Genomic DNA, 15,895 nt, shown 5'->3' on the forward strand with positions numbered 1-15,895 from the left:
CCCTCCGGCCATGTCAGCTCACCAACTGCCGGTATTTGGCATCGACGCCCAGGGTTCGGCGGGCTCGAGATAGCCGTCCTGCAACAGTTCGACCGAGATGCCGTCTGGGGTGCGCACGAACGCCATATGGCCGTCGCGCGGTGGGCGGTTGATCGGGAAGCCCGCGTCCATCAGCCGCTGGCAGGTCTCGTAGATATTGCCCACGCGATAGGCGAGGTGCCCGAAATTGCGGCCGCCCGTATACGCCTCGGGCGCACTGCCGTCCTCGGCCGGCCAGTTATAGGTCAGCTCGACCTCGGCATGGGCGCGCTCGCCATTGGCCTCGATATCGTCGGGCGCGGCGAGGAAGATCAGCGTGAAGCGGCCCTTCTCGCTTTCCATCCGCCGGACTTCCTTCAGCCCCATCAGCTCGAAGAAGCGGATCGTGGCGTCGGGATCGGCGACGCGGATCATCGTGTGGAGATATTTCATGGGACCCTCTTTTGGTTCGGTCCCCAGATAGGATGCGCGCCGCGAGAATCTATTGCGGAGCGTCGAATTGTTTGAGCGCGGCGCGGGCGGCGGCGCCCTGCGCGCTGCCCGGCGCGATCTGCGCGGCCTTCTCCCAGGCCGCCTTGGCCGTGGCCTCGTCGCCCGACAGGGCTGCGATATTGCCCGCCTCCAACTGGACCGAGGCGTCGTCGGCGGCGCGCGCCAGCGCTTCCCCGATGTGCCGCTGGGCCAGCGGGAGGTCGCCGGTGCGGCGCGCGAGCGTGGCCGACAGCAGCCACGCCATCGGGTCGCCGGGCGCCTTCAGCACCGCCTGGTCGAGGTCGGCGCGCGCGTCGCCGATATTGCCTGAGGCAACCAGGACGCGGGCGCGGTCGAGATGCGCTTCGCCCAGGTCCAGGCCGGTCAGGTTCCCGGTTGCGAGCGCGGCGTCCAGCGCCGCCCGCGCCTTGACCGGTTCGGCCGCGGCGAGCCAGGCATTGCCCGCCTGCGCCCAATATTTCGAAGCCCGGGTGTCGCGCGCCACCTCCGCTTCGCGTGCCGCCCGCTCGAACGCGCCGCCCGCGCTGCTCCAGCGCTGCTGCGCCGAATACGCCATCCCCAGGCATTGCTGGGCCAGGAAACCGCCATTGGCGATCCTCCAGCGCTCCGCCTCCGCGACGCCCCTGACCGGCTCGCTGACCGCCAGCTCGACACACGCCTCCCACCGCTCCGCCACAGGCGCGGGCGGTCCGGTGACGGGAACGGGCGGCGTGGCGATCTGAGCAAGCAGGAAGAGCATCATGACGGGGTGGAAACGTCCTCAATCGCCTTCAGGATCAGGGCGATGTCCTGCGGGCGCGACAAGCGGTGATCGCCGTCCTTGACCAACAAAGTCTGCACGTCGTCTGAACGCAGCAGCCCGGCGAGCCGCACGCTATGCTCCCACGGCACGTCGGGATCGCGCTGGCCATGGATCAGCCGTGTGGGAACGGCGATTTCGACTGGCCCGTCCAGCAACCGGTTCGCCTCACCCGATTCCCAGAAGGCGCGCGTCGTGACAGTCGGTTCGGGCGAGTAGATCGAGTGTTCTTCGATCCGCCCCGTATCGCGCAGCGCAACCTTCTGCTCGGGCGTGAACCCCCAATCGGTGAAGTCCGGCGCGGCCGCGATCCCCACCATCGCCACGACCCGCTCCGGGCGCGCCAGCGCCGCGAGCAGCATGATCCACCCGCCCATCGAAGATCCGACAAGGACAACCGGCCCGGTGGTCGTCGCGTCGATTACCGCCAGAGCGTCGTCGCGCCAGCTCGCCAGGGTCTGATCCTCGAACGCCCCGCCGCTCGCCCCGCACCCGGCATAATCGAAGCGCAGGCAGGCGCGGCCCGTCTCGCGCGCCCAGGCCTCGATCGCCACCGCCTTGCTCCCGCTCATGTCGGACGCATAGCCGGGCAGGAACACGATCGTCGGCTCCGTGCCCGCTACGTGGTGATAGGCCAGGGCTGTTCCATTGCGGTCGATGCTGCTCATGCCCGCTGCATAGGGCCGAACGCTGGAGGATTGAACCGTGACGCGAGGAATCCCGCGCGATAGGGTCGGGAAATGGACGACCGCCCGTTGCCCCTGCTGTTTGCCGAGCATCTCGCGCGCGACCGCCGCCGTTCGGCGCATACCGTCCGTGCCTATGCGGCGACGGCAGTGCGGCTGGTCGCTTTCCTCGGCGGACATTGGGGCGAGTCGGCGACGCGAGCGACTCTGAGCCGGGCAAGCGCAGCGGACCTGCGCGCCTATCTCGCGCATCGCCGTGGCGAGGGCCTGTCCAACGCTTCCGCCGCGCGCGAGCTGTCGGCGGTGCGCTCCTTCCTCAAATTCGCTGCAGGCGAAGACGACGCCGACCTTCCCCGGCTGCGCGGCCCGCGCGTCAAGAAGGGGCTCCCGCGTCCGGTCTCGCCCGACGAGGCGGTGGCGCTGGCCGAGGAGGTCGCCGACGATGCGCGCGAACCCTGGATCGCCTCCCGCGACCTAGCCGTGTTGCTCCTCCTCTACGGCGCCGGGCTGCGCATCGGCGAGGCGATGGGGCTGACCGGCGCGGTGCTTCCGTTGGGCGAAACGATGCGCGTCACCGGCAAGCGCGGCAAGACGCGGATCGTGCCGCTGCTGCCTCAAGTGCGCGACGCGATCGAGGATTATGTCCGCCGCTCTCCCTATGGCACCGCGCCGGGTGAGGCACTGTTTCGTGGCGCCCGGGGCGGGCCACTTTCGCCGGCGATCATCCGCCGCTCGGTGCGGGCGGCCCGGGTTCGGCTCGGCCTGCCCCAGCGCACCACCCCGCATGCGCTGCGCCACAGTTTCGCGACGCACCTGTTGGGTCGCGGCGCCGATCTTCGCGCCTTGCAGGAGCTGTTGGGACATGCGAGCCTCAGCTCGACTCAGATCTACACCGCCGTGGATGCGGCGCATCTGCTCGACGTCTACCGTAACGCCCATCCTCGGGCATAAGGGTCGGAACCTTCCGGTTGCCCGGCCATTGCCCTTTGGTTCATTGAGATTTCAGTCAGTAACAGGAGGCTTTGAATGATCCGATATGGCTGCGCGATTGCCGCGCTGGCGTTTGCGACCACGGCATGTGGCAGTGTGACCACGCCGCCCGCCAACACCGGCGAGCCCGCCAATGTTGTGCTCCCGATCGAGAACGACATGCTTCCGATCGACAATGTCGCCGACGGATCTGAAACCGCGACCGCCGCGCTCAAAAAGGCCGACGGTACCGAAGCGGGCAGCGCCATCGCGAGCGTGACGCCTGAGGGATTGAGCGTTTCGGTCTCCGTTACCGGCATCACGCCGGGCCAGCACGGCGTCCACGTTCATACGACCGGCAAGTGCGAAGGTCCGGCCTTCGCCAGCGCGGGCGGCCACTGGAATCCGGCTAGCACCAAGCACGGCCTGGAAGCGCCGGACGGCGCCCATGCCGGCGACATGCCCAATCTGACCGTCGCGGCGGACGGCACCGGCACCCTGACCTTCGTGCTTAAGTCGGGGACGCTCGCGGAGCTGCTTGACGCCGACGGCTCCGCGTTCGTCGTCCACGCCGGGCCGGACGATCAGAAGACCGACCCTTCGGGCAATAGCGGCGATCGCGTCGCCTGCGGCGTCTTCGCGGCGAGCTGAGCTTCCTCTGGCGGCGGTGCCGGCCCGTTTCTTCGCCCGGCCACCCATTCAGAATAGGCTGTGGGTGGCCGGGTGGCGGAGCGGGCCGGCTCCGCCCGAGCCAGCGAAGAACCTATGCACCGGTCAGCGGATAGCGTTCGATCGGCTCGTAGCTGGCGCCGCCATGGCCAAGGCGGCTCTCATAAAGTGCCATCGCATCGATGGTGAATGGCTCGCTGGCTAGCGCCGCATGGTCGGCCAGCCAGCGGTCCACGGGTCCCGCCGATCCCGACATGCGCGCCAGCGTGATGTGCGGCAGATAGGCGCGCCGCTCCGGTTCCAGTCCCGCGCGCACGATCGCCTGGTCGACCTTGCGGTGGAGCGCTGCGAGCGGATCTCGGGGGGAAACTCCGGCCCACACCGCATTGGGCTTGCCGCGCCGGTCGTCGAACATGCCGCAGCCGTCCAGCCGCATTTCAAGCGCTGCATGGCGGACCGACCCCAATACGGCCGCGATATCCTCCGCCTGGTGCGTATCGACCTCGCCGATGAAGCGCAGCGTCAGATGCAGTTGGTCGTCGTCCTGCCAGCGCGCGCCCGGCACGCCACCCATCAGGCCTAGCAGGCGCTCACGGATCGCCCTCGGGGGGCGCAGTGCAACGAACAGACGGTGCATGGTGAGCGCCTTAACCGTTTATGCGGGCTGGGGCGATGCCGGTTTTCCTTGAAAATCGGGCGCGAAACCATGATATTCGGTCTCATCCGGCGAGATGAGCCGGGCAAAGGAGTTTGAGATGGCTAATTGGTCTGACCCCCAGACGACCGCCGCGCCGTACGCGACGGCCGCAGGTACGCGGGATGCCGCGTACGATGCGGGGCTGCGGTCCTACATGCTTTCGGTCTACAACTACATGGCGTCGGGCGTGCTGCTCAGCGGCGTCGTCGCCCTGCTCTTCGCATGGGGCGGCGAGACGTCGATGGCCTATTCGGTGTTCGCCAATGGCGGCCCGCTCGCCTGGCTGATCATCCTGTCGCCGCTCGCCATCGTGTTCGCGATGAGCTTCGGCCAGAACAAGATGTCCACCGGCACGCTGCAGGTGCTGTTCTGGAGCTTCGCGGTCCTGATGGGCCTGTCGCTCTCGACGGTGCTGCTGCGCTACACCGGCGCGTCGGTCGCTCAGGCGTTCTTCGCCACCGCGGCGGGCTTCGCGGGTCTCAGCCTCTTTGGCTACACCACGAAGCGTGACCTGACGGGCATGGGCAGCTTCCTGATCGTCGGCCTGATCGGCCTGATCGTGGCGAGCATCATCAATATCTTCATGCAGTCGAGCACGATGTCGCTGATCATCAGCTACGCCGGCGTGCTGATCTTCGCCGGCCTCACCGCCTATGATACGCAGCGTATCAAGAGCATGTACGCCTATGTCGCGGGCACCGACATGGTGGGCAAGGTCGTGATCATGAGCGCGCTGACGCTCTACCTCGACTTCATCAACATGTTCCAGTTCCTGCTGAGCATCATCGGCAACCGCGAATAATCGCGTCGAACTGAACAGAGATTGGGGCTCGGCCAGCAATGGTCGGGCCCTTTTTCGTTGTGGCAACCGGGAGGAACCCCCGTTTCCGCCCGCGCGTTCTTGAACCCGACACACAGGAGTTGGATCATGAACGACGCCGCCGACAGAAAGCCCGTGAAACCCGGTGACGCCGGAACCGATGCCTCGATCGAGGAGCGGCTGGAAAAGAACCCCGGAAGCAAGCAGGCGCGGCTCGACCGCGCGCTGGACGAGTCGATGGATGCCTCCGACCCGCCCGCGACAACGCAGCCGGTTCATTCGCACGAGCCATTGCCCTCGTCGGGCTATGACGCGGACAAGGAGCGCAAGCTTGCCGAGGAACGCCGCCAGAAGGCGGAGACGAAATAGCCCCTAGGGCTTGAGCAGATCGAGCGCCGTCGCGGTCATCGCTTCGGCGGCGGTGCCGATCACCTTCTCCGCGTCCGGCGCCCATTTCGAGCTGTGGAGCGACGGAAGTCCCTTGCCGCCATTCGCCTTCGCCGCATCCCATTTGTCCTGCGGCACCCCGCCGACCCAATAGATCACGCTTTGGATTGACGGATCGGCGATGTGGTAGCGCCCGAAATCCTCGCCCGCCATCGTCGGTGCGATGTCGCTTACCCGGTCCTTGCCGAAGCGCGCGGTGAACAGCGTCTTGAGCTGTCCCGCGAACGCATCGGTGCTCACCGCCGGCGGGGTAAAGGGTTCGCGCACCGTGACGATCGGCATCCGGTCCTCGGGTACGCCCGCCGCGATCGCCTCGCCCTTGGCGATGCGCGCGATGCCGTCGAGCAGCTGCTTGCGGACCTCGGGCGTATAGGCGCGGACCGTCAGCAGCAGCAGCGCCTGTTCGGGGATGATGTTGTGCCGCGTCCCACCCTGGAAGCTGCCGACGGTGATCACCGCGGAATCGAGCGGGTCGACCTCGCGCGCGACGATCGTCTGCAGCGCGGACACGATCCGCGCGCCCAGCACGATCGGGTCCTTGGTCGTCGCGGGATAGGCACCGTGGCCGCCCACGCCTTTCACCACGATATCGACCGAATCGACGCTGGCGAAGGTGGGGCCGGATCGGATGCCGATCGTGCCTGCGGGCAGCGCGGCGCTGTTGTGGAAGGCGATGGCGTGGCTCGGCTTGCCGAAGCGCGCGTATAGCCCGTCGTTGAGCATCGCGAGCGCGCCGGCGCTATTCTCCTCGGCGGGCTGGGCGACCATCACGATCGTGCCCTTCCACTTGTCCTTCATCGCCGCCAGGTTGCGCAGCGTGCCGACCCAGGCGGTCATGTGCGTGTCGTGGGCGCAGGCATGCATGATGCCGGTTTCGACGCCCTCCGGTGTCTTGCCGCGTACCGTCGATGCGAACGGCAGCCCGGTCTCCTCCGTCACCGGTAGCCCGTCCATGTCGGCACGGATCAGGATCGTCGGCCCGGCGCCGTTCTTGAGCACCGCGACCACGCCCGTGCCGCCGACCTTCTCGGTCACGGTATAGCCCGCCTTGCGCGCCTCGGCCGCCATCCGCGCGGCGGTCTTCACCTCATTCTGGCTCAGCTCGGGGGCGGCGTGCAGCTCCTTGTAGAGCGCCATCAGCGACGGCAGCTCCTTCGCGGTGGCGTCCCGGATCGGGTCGGCGGCGGCGGGAAGGGCAAAGGCGAGGCTGCTCGCGGCGGCGATGAGGAGGTGCTTCATGGGGTTCAGCCTAAGCAGAGGAAACGACGGCGCAATCTCGAATTGCAAGCCTCAGGCGGGAACCAGCTCGATCACGTCGATCTGCGATTCGAACGCCGGCCAGGGAAGTACCAGCCGCCAGCGCGTGGTGCCGATGCGTTCGATATAGCCGGCCATGTCGCGCTTCCTGTCCTGCCCATAGGCCAACGGGATGGTCTCGTCGCCAAGCTCCAGCGCGCCGAGGAAGATCACGCGGGTATCGGTCTCCGTATAGATCTTGCCCATCGGGCGCTGCGACCCGTCGAGCTTGGCGAAGGTCGGCAATTCGCCCTCGCGCCCGATGCGGCAGGTGAACCAGGGATAGGCGGTGAAGTCGCGCATCTCCGCCCGCTGCCCGCCCAGCTTGAAGGTGCGGCATTTATAGTCGCCAGCGGGCGGCATCGCCCGGTCCAGCGCCTGGTCCGGTTCGAACAGCTGCCCTTGCTCGGCGATCGCCGCGGCATCCACCGTGCGCGCCTTGGGCAGTGCCTCGACCCACGCCTTGCGCCAATTGCGCAGCCGGTCGCGATCCTGCTCGGTGGTGATCATCCGCCAGCGGGTCTCGGGCGCTTCCTTGACAAGCTGGAGCTTGCCGTCCCGGGTACAGGCGGCGAGGGAGAGGAGGATCAGGGCTGCGGCTGCGATACGCATCTCAGGCCGCCGTCCAGCCGCCGTCCATGGTATAGTTCGCGCCGGTGATCGCGCTCGCCTCGTCGCGGCACAGGAACACCAGCAACGCGGCGACCTGTTCGGGCTGGACGAATTGCTTGGTCGGCTGCGCGGCGAGCAGCACGTCGTTCATCACCTGCTCGCGCGTCATGTTGCGCGCCTTCATCGTGTCGGGGATCTGGTTCTCGACCAGCGGCGTCCAGACATAGCCCGGCGAGATGCAGTTGACCGTCACCCCGTCGGTCGCGGTCTCCAGCGCGATCGTCTTGGTCAGGCCGGCAATGCCGTGCTTGGCGGCGACATAGGCCGACTTGTTGGGGCTGGCGACCAGGCTGTGGGCGGAGGCGGTGTTGATGATCCGCCCCCATTTCGCGGCCTTCATATGCGGCACCGCCGCGCGCATCATGTGCCAGGCGGAGGACAGGTTGATCGCGATGATCGCGTCCCATTTCTCGGGCGGGAAATCCTCGATCGCCGCGACATGCTGGATGCCGGCATTGTTGACGATGATGTCCGGTCCGCCCAGCTCGGCATGGCAGCGCTCGACCATCGCATAGATCGCGTCGGGCTTGGACATGTCCGCGCTGTCGTACAGCGCCTTGGCGCCGCTCAGTGCCTCAAGGCCCGCGCGCTCGGTCTCGATCGCCGCGGCGTCGCCAAAGCCGTTGATCATCACGCTGGCTCCCTCGGCGGCCAGCGCCTTGGCGATGGCGAGGCCGATGCCGGAGGTGGAGCCGGTGACGATGGCGGATTTTCCGGAAAGGAACATGGGGTACTCCTAGCTTCGCTTGGGCGTCAGATCGAACGCCGCATTGCGCCCGTCAATGATGTTGCTCGCGACGAGGCGCGCATTCGCCATCGTCTCCCTGACCGACAAACGGCCCGATTCCCAATGCTCGCGCATCGATCGCGCGGAGAATTCGAAGTCGCGACTTCCGCCTTCCCACGCATTGGCGCGAAAGATGAGATGGACCAGGCTTACCGGCTTTTCGTCCGCCGCCTCGCGCAGCGCCACGACATCGGGGTCGTTGTGCAGCTCGGGCGGAAGCTTGGCGAGCACCTTGCGGATCGCCTCGCGTTCCTGCCGCAGCCGCATCCGCTCGGCCGACACCTGGCGCGTCCGGCTCGAGAAGCGAATTTCCTTCTCGCGCGCCATCACGTCGGTGATCGTGCGCGGCATCACCGCGGCGGAGGAGAAGAGGTCGACCTGGAACACGAGCATCGGCTCGGTCTGGTTATCCAGCACGTGCGTCAGCGGCGTGTTCGAGACGAGGCCGCCGTCCCAATAATATTTGCCGTCGATCTCGACCGGCGGCAGCCCCGGCGGCAATGCGCCCGACGCCATGATGTGGCGCGCGTCGATCCGTTCCCGCGTCGTATCGAAATAATGGAAATTGCCGCTCTCGATCTCGACCGCGCCGACCGACAGCCGCACGGCACCGCTGTTGAGCAGGTCCCAGTCGATCAGCGAATCGAGCGTCGCGGCGAGCGGCCCGCTGTCATAGAAGCTCAGCGCATCGCAGCTCCCCGGCGGCGCGAACATCGGCGGGATCAGATGTGGGCGGAAAAAGCCCGGCACGCCCTGCGCCAGCACCATCGCGGCCGACCATTCATGCACCGCCTCGCGAATCTCGTCCTGCGGAAAGATCGGAAAGCTCGGCAGCGCGCTCGTCACCTTCTCCCAAAAGGCGGCGAGCCGCTCCGCCCGTCGCTCCGGTGGGTTGCCCGCGACGATCGCGGCGTTGACCGCGCCGATCGAGATGCCGGCGACCCAGTCGATCTCGATCTCCGCCTCGGCCAGCTCCTCGATCACCCCGGCCTGATAACTGCCCAGCGCGCCGCCGCCCTGAAGCACCAGCGCCACGCAATCGGGTAGCGGGAGCGGGCGATCGCCTTTGGATCGACGGCGCTGCGGTTCGGCATCGGCCATATGCGGGTCATGCCGCGCTGCAGCGCGAAGGGCAATGCGCGAATGTGCAATCGCGCAGTTTGCAAATCGGCGTGCAACGGGCGGCGAGCTGGGGCATTGTCGCGTGCAGGAAACAATAGGGGTGCCCGCCATGCGGCTCGACGATCTCGATCCCAGCGAAAATGTCCGTGACCTGGGGCAGGGCGGCGGTGGCGGCGGCTTTGGCGGCGGGGGTAACATCCTGTTCAGCCTGTTGCCGATGCTGCTGGGCAGCCGGCTCGGCTGCGGCACCATCGCCCTGATTGGCATCGGCCTTGCGATCTTCATGGCGATCGGCGGCGGGGGCGAGTTGCTCACCGGCGGCGGGGTCAGTCCCGGCGGTACCGGCCAGCAGCAACAGCAGACCGGCCAGAACAAGGCGTGCGACACGCCGGAGGAATTGCAGTCGTGCCGGATGCTGCGGAGCACCGAACAGACCTGGAGCCAGCTGGTTCAGGGGTATCGGCCGCCCGTGCTGAATTTCTATCAGGGCGGCGTCCAGTCGGGCTGCGGTGGCGCCACGTCGGCAGCTGGCCCCTTCTATTGCCCGGCCGACCAGGGCGTCTATCTCGACACCAGCTTCTTCAATGAGCTCGAGAAGCGCTTCGGCGCGGCGGGCGATTTCGCGCGCTATTATGTGATCGCGCATGAGGTCGGCCATCATATCCAGAACATCACCGGCACGATGGAGAAGGTCCGCGCCGCGCAGTCGCGGATGAGCCGGGCCGAAGGAAACCAAATGTCGGTTCGCGTCGAACTTCAGGCCGATTGCTATGCCGGCGTCTGGGCCAACCGGAACAAGAATCGGCTTGAGGCGGGCGATATCGAGGAAGGGATGCGCGCCGCAAACGCGATCGGCGACGATACGCTCCAGCGCCAGGCACAGGGCACGGTCGTGCCCGAAAGCTTCACCCACGGCACGTCGGAGCAGCGGATGCGCTGGCTGCGTCGCGGCCTCGAAACCGGCGATCCGGCACAATGCGATACGTTCAGCGGCGCGATCTGATGGAGTCTTTATTGTAATGAGCGTCGCCTTCCGCCGCGAGAGCGACGAAGAACATAAGGAACCCCGTTTCGAACTGCCGATTCCCGCCGGTCCCAATCTGGTGACCGCGCGCGGACTCGCGCTGATCGACACGCGCGTCACCGAACTGGAAGCCGCAATCGCTGTCGAAGCGAATGACGAGGCGCGCGAAACGCTACGCCGCGACCTGCGCTATTGGCACACGCGCCAGACCACGGCCGAACTCGCGCCGGTGCCGGGCGACGACATGGTCGCGATCGGATCGCGCGTGCGCTTCCGCCTGAACGGACGTGAGCGGCAACTCGATATCGTCGGCGCGGACGAGGCCGATCCGGCGGTCGACCGCATCGCCTTTCAGGCGCCGCTCGTGGCCGCGATGCTGGGCGCCGAACCGGGTGAGCGAGTCGATTTCAACGGAAAGCCGGAGGCGATCGAGGTGATTGCGACCGCCGCGATTCCCGACGCCGGCTAAGGCGCGCGAACGACCCCGGAAAACGCACAAGGCCCGTTGCATCGGTGCTGGAGTGAAGCTAGAGCGACCACCTTCCGGCTCTGCCGGGGTGGAGCGGGGCTGTAGCTCAGATGGGAGAGCGCTGCAATCGCACTGCAGAGGTCAGGGGTTCGATTCCCCTCAGCTCCACCAACCGCAAAGGCGCGGAAATCCTGTAATTTTGACTTGGCACCCCGCTCGGGTCGCGACGAATTCGACCGGTTCGGCATCGCTGGTATCGAAGGCTTGCACGATGCCTTCGCCGATGACAGCCTAGGGCAATGAAGGACATTGGAGGCTGGGTCGGGACCGCGCGGATTGTCGGTGGGCTTGTGCTCGCGGCGGCGGTTGGTGCGATCATCGCCGTACTGGCGAACGGCATCGCGCGCGGTGGAGCTGATGCGGGTGACTGGCTCCAGTTCGCTGGCGGAACGTTGGGTGCCGGACTCGCCGTCCTTGGTGCGGTATACTTCGACCGGCGGTCGAGACGCTTGTCCAGGATGGAAGGCATAGCTTCGCTCGAGAGCTTCATTCGCGAATGGGTTGATGAAATCGAGCTGTTCACGCGAACCAAACCGGCGGCAGGCGCTGACCTCAAGGATCTGATGGCGCATATCGGCCTGATCGTGGATCGTGCCGAAGCTGTTCAATCGGCGCTGAACTGGATGCCGGGGACCGACCTTCGCGATCTCGACACGCTGCGCAAGATTGCATGGATGAAGAGCAGCATGGCCAAATGGTACCCTTCAATGCAGCGATTTGCCGAGGTGGACCTTGATCGTTTGAACGCCGGTATCGACGAGTATCCATTGTTCAATACGCTTATCGACGCGATGGAGCCGCATCGGAAGATTGCGGTGCAGGTTGGGGATCGCCTCTCTGAGCTGAAGGCGCTTGCCTAGCGCGCTTCCGGTGCGAGTTCTTTCAGGTTGAACCGACCCGGCGGCGGCAAGATCGCGCGCCCTGCGGTTTGCCACGCCCACGGGCATTCGGATGCTTCTGTGCCCTGCGAAGCTCCCATTTGCGCATCGCAAGCAAAGCTTTTTGCACAATTCCTAGTCAATCGGTATGTATTGAGTCGTCGGCCTTGGTCATGCTGGCGCGGCGACTCGTCGCCGATCTTCGACCCGCGGTTTTTGACGGAATGCAGATTGCGCCGCGTCACCAATTGCTAAAGCGCACGGTGTTGCCGATGGAGCCCGGCGGCCTCGTGTTTCCGAGTTGATAAGGAACGACGATGAGCCAGTGTATCTCCTCCGCAGCACCGCCGCCGCCCTTGGGGCGGCTCTGTTCAGCCCGCCGCTGATCCCAACCGACATCTGCAACTGACCGTCGCGGGCTGACGCTCGCGGTCGATGCTCTGCGCGCCATCGGGCGCGACGGACGGTGGCGTCTTGCGCTTCCGGACGCGGCGGTCGCTTGCGCTTCAACGTCAGGAAATTCCATGACCGACGCAATCAATGACCTCTGGTACACGCGTTGCCCCGTGCCGACCGGCCTTGGCATCGCTGTCCAACTCGGCTGGCTGGCCGACGAATTCCGCGCCGATGGGATCGGCCTCAAGTCGATCCAGGAAACCGCGGACTTGAATGCCCGCGAAAGCCATTTCGACCACAATCTCGCGAGTTCCTTCCGTCAGGGCGGCAACATCCCGGCGATCTGGGCGCGCGCCAATGGCCGCGACACGCGGGTGATCGGCCTGTCCTGGACCGACGAGTTCCAGGCGATCCTTGCGCTGCCCGCCTCGGGCATCCGCACCGCGCGCGATCTCGCCGGGCGGCGGATCGGCCTGCCGGTCAACCCGATCTCGATCGACTTCAACCGCGCGACCGCGCTCAAGGGCTTCGCCAGCGCATTGGAATTGGCAGGTCTCACGCTCGCCGATGTCGCGCGGGTGGACACGGTCAGCGCCGATCCCGCGGGCAGCGGGACCGAGGGCATCGCCACCGGTGAACGGACTCGCGCCCGCACCCGCCACGGCTATCGGGCAGAGGTACTGGCGCTGGTGCGGGGCGAGGTCGACGCGATCTACGTCAAGGGCGCGCTGGGGCTTGAGACCGCGCGGCTGGCGGGGGCGCATATCGTCGCCTCGCTCGGCGATCATCCCGATCCCTGGGTACGCGCCAACAACGGTACGCCGCGCACGCTCACCGTCGATGCCGCGCTGATCGCAGCCCGGCCCGACCTGGTCGAGCGCTTCCTCGCCCGGGTGATCGCGGCGGGCGACTGGGCGCGGGCGCATCCCGACGAGACCATCGCCTATATCGCGCGCGAGACCGGCTCGACCCCCGACTGGGTGCGCCGGGCCTATGGCGCCAACGCGCCCGCCAGCCTCGGCACCTTCCTCAACGACGAGGCCGCCGGCGCGCTCGGCCGGTACAAGGATTTCCTGTTCGAGCACGGCTTCCTCGCCGCCGATTTCGACCTCGCCGCCTGGATCGATCCCGCGCCCTTCGCCGCGGTCGCCGGCCGCGCCCGTCAGGCCGCCTGAGCCTCAACCATCATCACCGGACGCGGACCCAAGCGGCCGCGCAGGGGGACTTAACGTGAATTCGCATCTGAAGCATCGTACCCGGAAGAAGTCGGCCTGGCTGGTCGCCGCATCGCTCGCGGCGCTGGCGCCCATGGCCGCGCACGCCAATGAGATCGAAGCCAAGGCCGATCCCGCCGAGGGCGACGCCGACCCCGCCGAGATCGTCGTCACCGCCGCCAAGCGCGAACAGTCCATCCAGGACGTGCCCACCGCCATCACCGCATTGAGCGCGGACGTGTTCACGCTGCAGGGCGTCGGCCGCTCGGCGAACGAGGTGCTGAGCCTCGTCCCCAACGCTTCGGCCGGGACCCAGCAGCATGGCCGCCCGCGCTGGTGGATCCGCGGCGTCGGCGCCGGCCAGCAGCAGATCGACCTCGCCAACCCGGTCGGCTTCTATCTGGACGAGGTCTATATCAGCAACGCCAGCGCCACCGGCCTGCCGCTGTTCGACCTCGAACGCGTCGAAGTGCTGCGCGGTCCCCAAGGCACGCTCTGGGGCAAGAACACCACCGGCGGCGCCATCGCCGTCGTCACGAAGAAGCCGAGCTTCTCGCCCACCGGCGCCGACAATTACGTCAAGCTCGACTATGGCAGCTATGACGACCGGATCGTCCAGGCCGGCGTCGGCTTCGTCCTCGCGCCCGACGTCCTCGCCGCGCGCATCTCCGGCCATATCGAGAACCGCGACGGCCGCTTCACCAACGCCTTCAGCGGCGAGAAGGACAATGCGATCCAGGACAGCGTCATCCGCGGCCAGCTGCTGGCGCGCGCGGGCGGCAATTTCGAGGCGCTGCTCGGCGTCCATTACCGCAAATACAAGACCGAAGGCGGCTATTGGACGATCGGCAGCTATCGCGCCGACGGCCTCTACCGCAACGGCTATGCCCCGCCGACCGATCGCGACGCGGTCAGCACCAATGCCGACGAGTTCAGCGATACCGAGCAATATGGCGGCTCGCTCAAGCTCGACTGGGATTTCGGCGGCGCCACGCTCACCTCGATCACCGGCTATGAGCGCTATCAGGTCAGCTCGGGCACCGACAGCGACTATACCCCGCTCGAAATCGCCCGCGGCCACACCGAAGCGCGCAGCGCGCAATGGAGCCAGGAACTCCGCCTCGCCTCCACCGGCTCCAGCCGGTTCAAGTGGATCGCCGGCCTCTATTATTTCAAGGAAGACATCAAATCCGACGCCGCCTCGGCGACCCTGCCCGACGGCTCGGTGCTCGCGCGGCCCGGCGATACCGCGCCCAACGCGTACAGCCGCACCCGCTATGATCACAGCGCGGAGAGCGGCGCCGCCTTCGTCAACCTCGGCTATGATATCACCGACAGCGTCAACCTCACCGTCGGCGGCCGCTTCACGCGTGAGACCAAGACGCTCGATTTCCGCCGCGTCGCCTCGCCCAATGCCGCCGCGACATCGTGGAGCAGCTACCCGCGCTGGTGGGAAAGCTACACCGGGACGTTCGGCGGGATCGGCACCTTCTCGGGCGTGCTCGAGCGGACCTGGGATAATTTCACCTATGACGTGACGCCCTCATGGACCGTCGCGCCCGGCCACCTCCTCTATTTCAAATTCTCGCACGGCGTGAAGTCGGGCGGCTTCAACACCGCGGCCCAGCTGCCCGTCGCGCTCCAGGTGGTCGAGCCGGAGAAACTCGACGCGTTCGAGATCGGCTACAAGTCGAGCTGGTTCGACGGCGCGCTCACCTTCAACGCCACCGCCTTCCACTATCAGTACGATAATGTGCAGGTGAACGTGGTGGGCCCCAACCCCGGCGCGGTCGGTGGCGTGACGACCTCCTATCTCCAGAATGCCGAGGAGGCGCATGTCAACGGCGCCGAGTTCGAGCTGACCGCGCGCCCGCTCAAGGGGCTTCAGCTCAACGCCGCGCTCGGCCTGCTCGACACGAAGTACGACACGCTCAAGGTGGTCAACGGCGGCGCCAACCTGTCCGGCGCGGAATTCGTCCGTGCGCCCCACGTCACGCTCAATCTCGGCGCGTCGTACAAGGCCGATCTGGGCGGCGCGGGCAGCATCCTGTTCGGTGCCGACGCGCGCTACCAGTCGCACCAATTCTACTACATCACGCCACAGGATCGCGCCAACCGCGCCCTGCTCAACCAGCCGGGCTACACGCTGGCCAGCGCGCGCGTCGCCTACACCACGCCCGACGATCGCTTCACCTTCACCGTCTACGTCAACAATCTGTTCGACGCGGCGTACCGCAACCACGCGCTGCCGCAGTTCAACGCCGCGGCCGGGATCACCGGCGACACCATCCAATGGGGCGATCCGCGCACCTGGGGTGCCTCGCTCGTGGCGCGCTTCTGATGCCCCGCACCCTCTTCC

At 66.8% G+C, this 15,895-nt stretch carries 17 protein-coding genes and 1 tRNA gene; 10 read left to right on the forward strand and 8 right to left on the reverse strand.

Annotated elements, in window-relative coordinates:
• Positions 1-18: 18 nt before the first annotated feature.
• Genes AC07M1_RS03385 through AC07M1_RS03395 form a run of 3 tightly spaced genes read right to left on the reverse strand, consistent with a single transcriptional unit; the run spans position 19 to position 1,998 of the window.
• Complete coding sequence (locus AC07M1_RS03385) at positions 19-471, reverse strand: VOC family protein (protein WP_495161155.1); 453 nt, start codon at positions 469-471, stop codon at positions 19-21.
• Positions 472-520: 49 nt separating this feature from the next.
• Positions 521-1,273, reverse strand: a complete 753-nt coding sequence (locus AC07M1_RS03390; RefSeq protein ID WP_495161156.1) for a tetratricopeptide repeat protein — start codon at positions 1,271-1,273, stop codon at positions 521-523.
• Complete coding sequence (locus AC07M1_RS03395; protein WP_495161157.1) at positions 1,270-1,998, reverse strand: alpha/beta fold hydrolase; 729 nt, start codon at positions 1,996-1,998, stop codon at positions 1,270-1,272. Before AC07M1_RS03395 ends, AC07M1_RS03390 begins: the two co-directional genes overlap by 4 nt.
• A 72-nt stretch (positions 1,999-2,070) precedes the next feature.
• On the opposite strand from AC07M1_RS03395, the gene AC07M1_RS03400 reads away from it, so the two are divergent.
• Both AC07M1_RS03400 and AC07M1_RS03405 read left to right on the forward strand, forming a co-directional pair.
• Positions 2,071-2,967, forward strand: a complete 897-nt coding sequence (locus tag AC07M1_RS03400) for a tyrosine recombinase XerC (protein WP_495161158.1) — start codon at positions 2,071-2,073, stop codon at positions 2,965-2,967.
• A gap of 75 nt (positions 2,968-3,042) precedes the next feature.
• Positions 3,043-3,636 (forward strand): superoxide dismutase family protein, encoded by a 594-nt coding sequence (locus tag AC07M1_RS03405; RefSeq protein ID WP_495161159.1) that lies wholly within the window; start codon positions 3,043-3,045, stop codon positions 3,634-3,636.
• 112 nt (positions 3,637-3,748) lie between these two features.
• On the opposite strand, the gene thpR is transcribed toward AC07M1_RS03405, so the two are convergent.
• A complete protein-coding gene (thpR, locus tag AC07M1_RS03410; protein WP_495161160.1) occupies positions 3,749-4,291 on the reverse strand; it encodes an RNA 2',3'-cyclic phosphodiesterase in 543 nt (180 codons plus the stop codon).
• A gap of 118 nt (positions 4,292-4,409) precedes the next feature.
• Between thpR and AC07M1_RS03415 the strand changes: the two genes are divergently transcribed.
• The gene (locus tag AC07M1_RS03415) at positions 4,410-5,153 is read left to right on the forward strand and encodes a Bax inhibitor-1/YccA family protein (protein WP_495161161.1); all 744 of its coding nucleotides are present in this window, start codon (positions 4,410-4,412) and stop codon (positions 5,151-5,153) included.
• A gap of 126 nt (positions 5,154-5,279) precedes the next feature.
• A complete protein-coding gene (locus tag AC07M1_RS03420) occupies positions 5,280-5,540 on the forward strand; it encodes a hypothetical protein (RefSeq protein ID WP_495161162.1) in 261 nt (86 codons plus the stop codon).
• 3 nt (positions 5,541-5,543) lie between these two features.
• Here AC07M1_RS03420 and AC07M1_RS03425 read toward each other — a convergent pair whose 3' ends face one another.
• Genes AC07M1_RS03425 through AC07M1_RS03440 form a run of 4 tightly spaced genes read right to left on the reverse strand, consistent with a single transcriptional unit; the run spans position 5,544 to position 9,474 of the window.
• Positions 5,544-6,857 (reverse strand): amidohydrolase, encoded by a 1,314-nt coding sequence (locus AC07M1_RS03425; protein WP_495161163.1) that lies wholly within the window; start codon positions 6,855-6,857, stop codon positions 5,544-5,546.
• 51 nt (positions 6,858-6,908) lie between these two features.
• Positions 6,909-7,526 carry a DUF4893 domain-containing protein gene (locus AC07M1_RS03430; RefSeq protein WP_495161164.1) on the reverse strand — a complete coding sequence of 206 codons (618 nt, stop codon included), beginning with the start codon at positions 7,524-7,526 and terminating at the stop codon, positions 6,909-6,911.
• Between the two features lies 1 nt (position 7,527).
• Complete coding sequence (locus AC07M1_RS03435; protein ID WP_495161165.1) at positions 7,528-8,313, reverse strand: 3-hydroxybutyrate dehydrogenase; 786 nt, start codon at positions 8,311-8,313, stop codon at positions 7,528-7,530.
• A gap of 9 nt (positions 8,314-8,322) precedes the next feature.
• Positions 8,323-9,474 carry a patatin-like phospholipase family protein gene (locus AC07M1_RS03440; protein WP_495161166.1) on the reverse strand — a complete coding sequence of 384 codons (1,152 nt, stop codon included), beginning with the start codon at positions 9,472-9,474 and terminating at the stop codon, positions 8,323-8,325.
• Positions 9,475-9,604: 130 nt separating this feature from the next.
• On the opposite strand from AC07M1_RS03440, the gene ypfJ reads away from it, so the two are divergent.
• From ypfJ to AC07M1_RS03470, 6 genes are all read left to right on the forward strand, one after another.
• The gene (ypfJ, locus tag AC07M1_RS03445) at positions 9,605-10,498 is read left to right on the forward strand and encodes a KPN_02809 family neutral zinc metallopeptidase (protein ID WP_495161167.1); all 894 of its coding nucleotides are present in this window, start codon (positions 9,605-9,607) and stop codon (positions 10,496-10,498) included.
• 16 nt (positions 10,499-10,514) lie between these two features.
• Entirely contained in the window at positions 10,515-10,988 is a 474-nt protein-coding gene (locus AC07M1_RS03450) for a GreA/GreB family elongation factor (protein WP_495161168.1), read from the forward strand.
• A gap of 95 nt (positions 10,989-11,083) precedes the next feature.
• Positions 11,084-11,159: transfer RNA gene (locus tag AC07M1_RS03455), tRNA-Ala, on the forward strand.
• A gap of 128 nt (positions 11,160-11,287) precedes the next feature.
• The gene (locus AC07M1_RS03460) at positions 11,288-11,908 is read left to right on the forward strand and encodes a hypothetical protein (protein WP_495161169.1); all 621 of its coding nucleotides are present in this window, start codon (positions 11,288-11,290) and stop codon (positions 11,906-11,908) included.
• Positions 11,909-12,450: 542 nt separating this feature from the next.
• A complete protein-coding gene (locus AC07M1_RS03465; RefSeq protein WP_495161170.1) occupies positions 12,451-13,497 on the forward strand; it encodes an ABC transporter substrate-binding protein in 1,047 nt (348 codons plus the stop codon).
• A gap of 55 nt (positions 13,498-13,552) precedes the next feature.
• The gene (locus tag AC07M1_RS03470; protein WP_495161171.1) at positions 13,553-15,877 is read left to right on the forward strand and encodes a TonB-dependent receptor; all 2,325 of its coding nucleotides are present in this window, start codon (positions 13,553-13,555) and stop codon (positions 15,875-15,877) included.
• Positions 15,878-15,895: the final 18 nt, after the last annotated feature.

This window comes from Sphingomonas sp. GW821-FHT10C01 (assembly GCF_059415525.1).

Bases quoted from the DNA above. Each gene is read 5' to 3' on its own strand.
- AC07M1_RS03450 (WP_495161168.1), top strand. From the start codon at position 10,515: ATGAGCGTCGCCTTCCGCCGCGAGAGCGACGAAGAACATAAGGAACCC.
- AC07M1_RS03415 (WP_495161161.1), top strand. From the start codon at position 4,410: ATGGCTAATTGGTCTGACCCCCAGACGACCGCCGCGCCGTACGCGACG.
- thpR (WP_495161160.1), bottom strand. From the start codon at position 4,291: ATGCACCGTCTGTTCGTTGCACTGCGCCCCCCGAGGGCGATCCGTGAG.
- AC07M1_RS03460 (WP_495161169.1), top strand. From the start codon at position 11,288: ATGAAGGACATTGGAGGCTGGGTCGGGACCGCGCGGATTGTCGGTGGG.
- AC07M1_RS03430 (WP_495161164.1), bottom strand. From the start codon at position 7,526: ATGCGTATCGCAGCCGCAGCCCTGATCCTCCTCTCCCTCGCCGCCTGT.
- AC07M1_RS03385 (WP_495161155.1), bottom strand. From the start codon at position 471: ATGAAATATCTCCACACGATGATCCGCGTCGCCGATCCCGACGCCACG.
- AC07M1_RS03435 (WP_495161165.1), bottom strand. From the start codon at position 8,313: ATGTTCCTTTCCGGAAAATCCGCCATCGTCACCGGCTCCACCTCCGGC.
- ypfJ (WP_495161167.1), top strand. From the start codon at position 9,605: ATGCGGCTCGACGATCTCGATCCCAGCGAAAATGTCCGTGACCTGGGG.
- AC07M1_RS03400 (WP_495161158.1), top strand. From the start codon at position 2,071: ATGGACGACCGCCCGTTGCCCCTGCTGTTTGCCGAGCATCTCGCGCGC.
- AC07M1_RS03440 (WP_495161166.1), bottom strand. From the start codon at position 9,474: ATGGCCGATGCCGAACCGCAGCGCCGTCGATCCAAAGGCGATCGCCCG.
- AC07M1_RS03405 (WP_495161159.1), top strand. From the start codon at position 3,043: ATGATCCGATATGGCTGCGCGATTGCCGCGCTGGCGTTTGCGACCACG.
- AC07M1_RS03420 (WP_495161162.1), top strand. From the start codon at position 5,280: ATGAACGACGCCGCCGACAGAAAGCCCGTGAAACCCGGTGACGCCGGA.
- AC07M1_RS03425 (WP_495161163.1), bottom strand. From the start codon at position 6,857: ATGAAGCACCTCCTCATCGCCGCCGCGAGCAGCCTCGCCTTTGCCCTT.
- AC07M1_RS03390 (WP_495161156.1), bottom strand. From the start codon at position 1,273: ATGATGCTCTTCCTGCTTGCTCAGATCGCCACGCCGCCCGTTCCCGTC.
- AC07M1_RS03395 (WP_495161157.1), bottom strand. From the start codon at position 1,998: ATGAGCAGCATCGACCGCAATGGAACAGCCCTGGCCTATCACCACGTA.
- AC07M1_RS03465 (WP_495161170.1), top strand. From the start codon at position 12,451: ATGACCGACGCAATCAATGACCTCTGGTACACGCGTTGCCCCGTGCCG.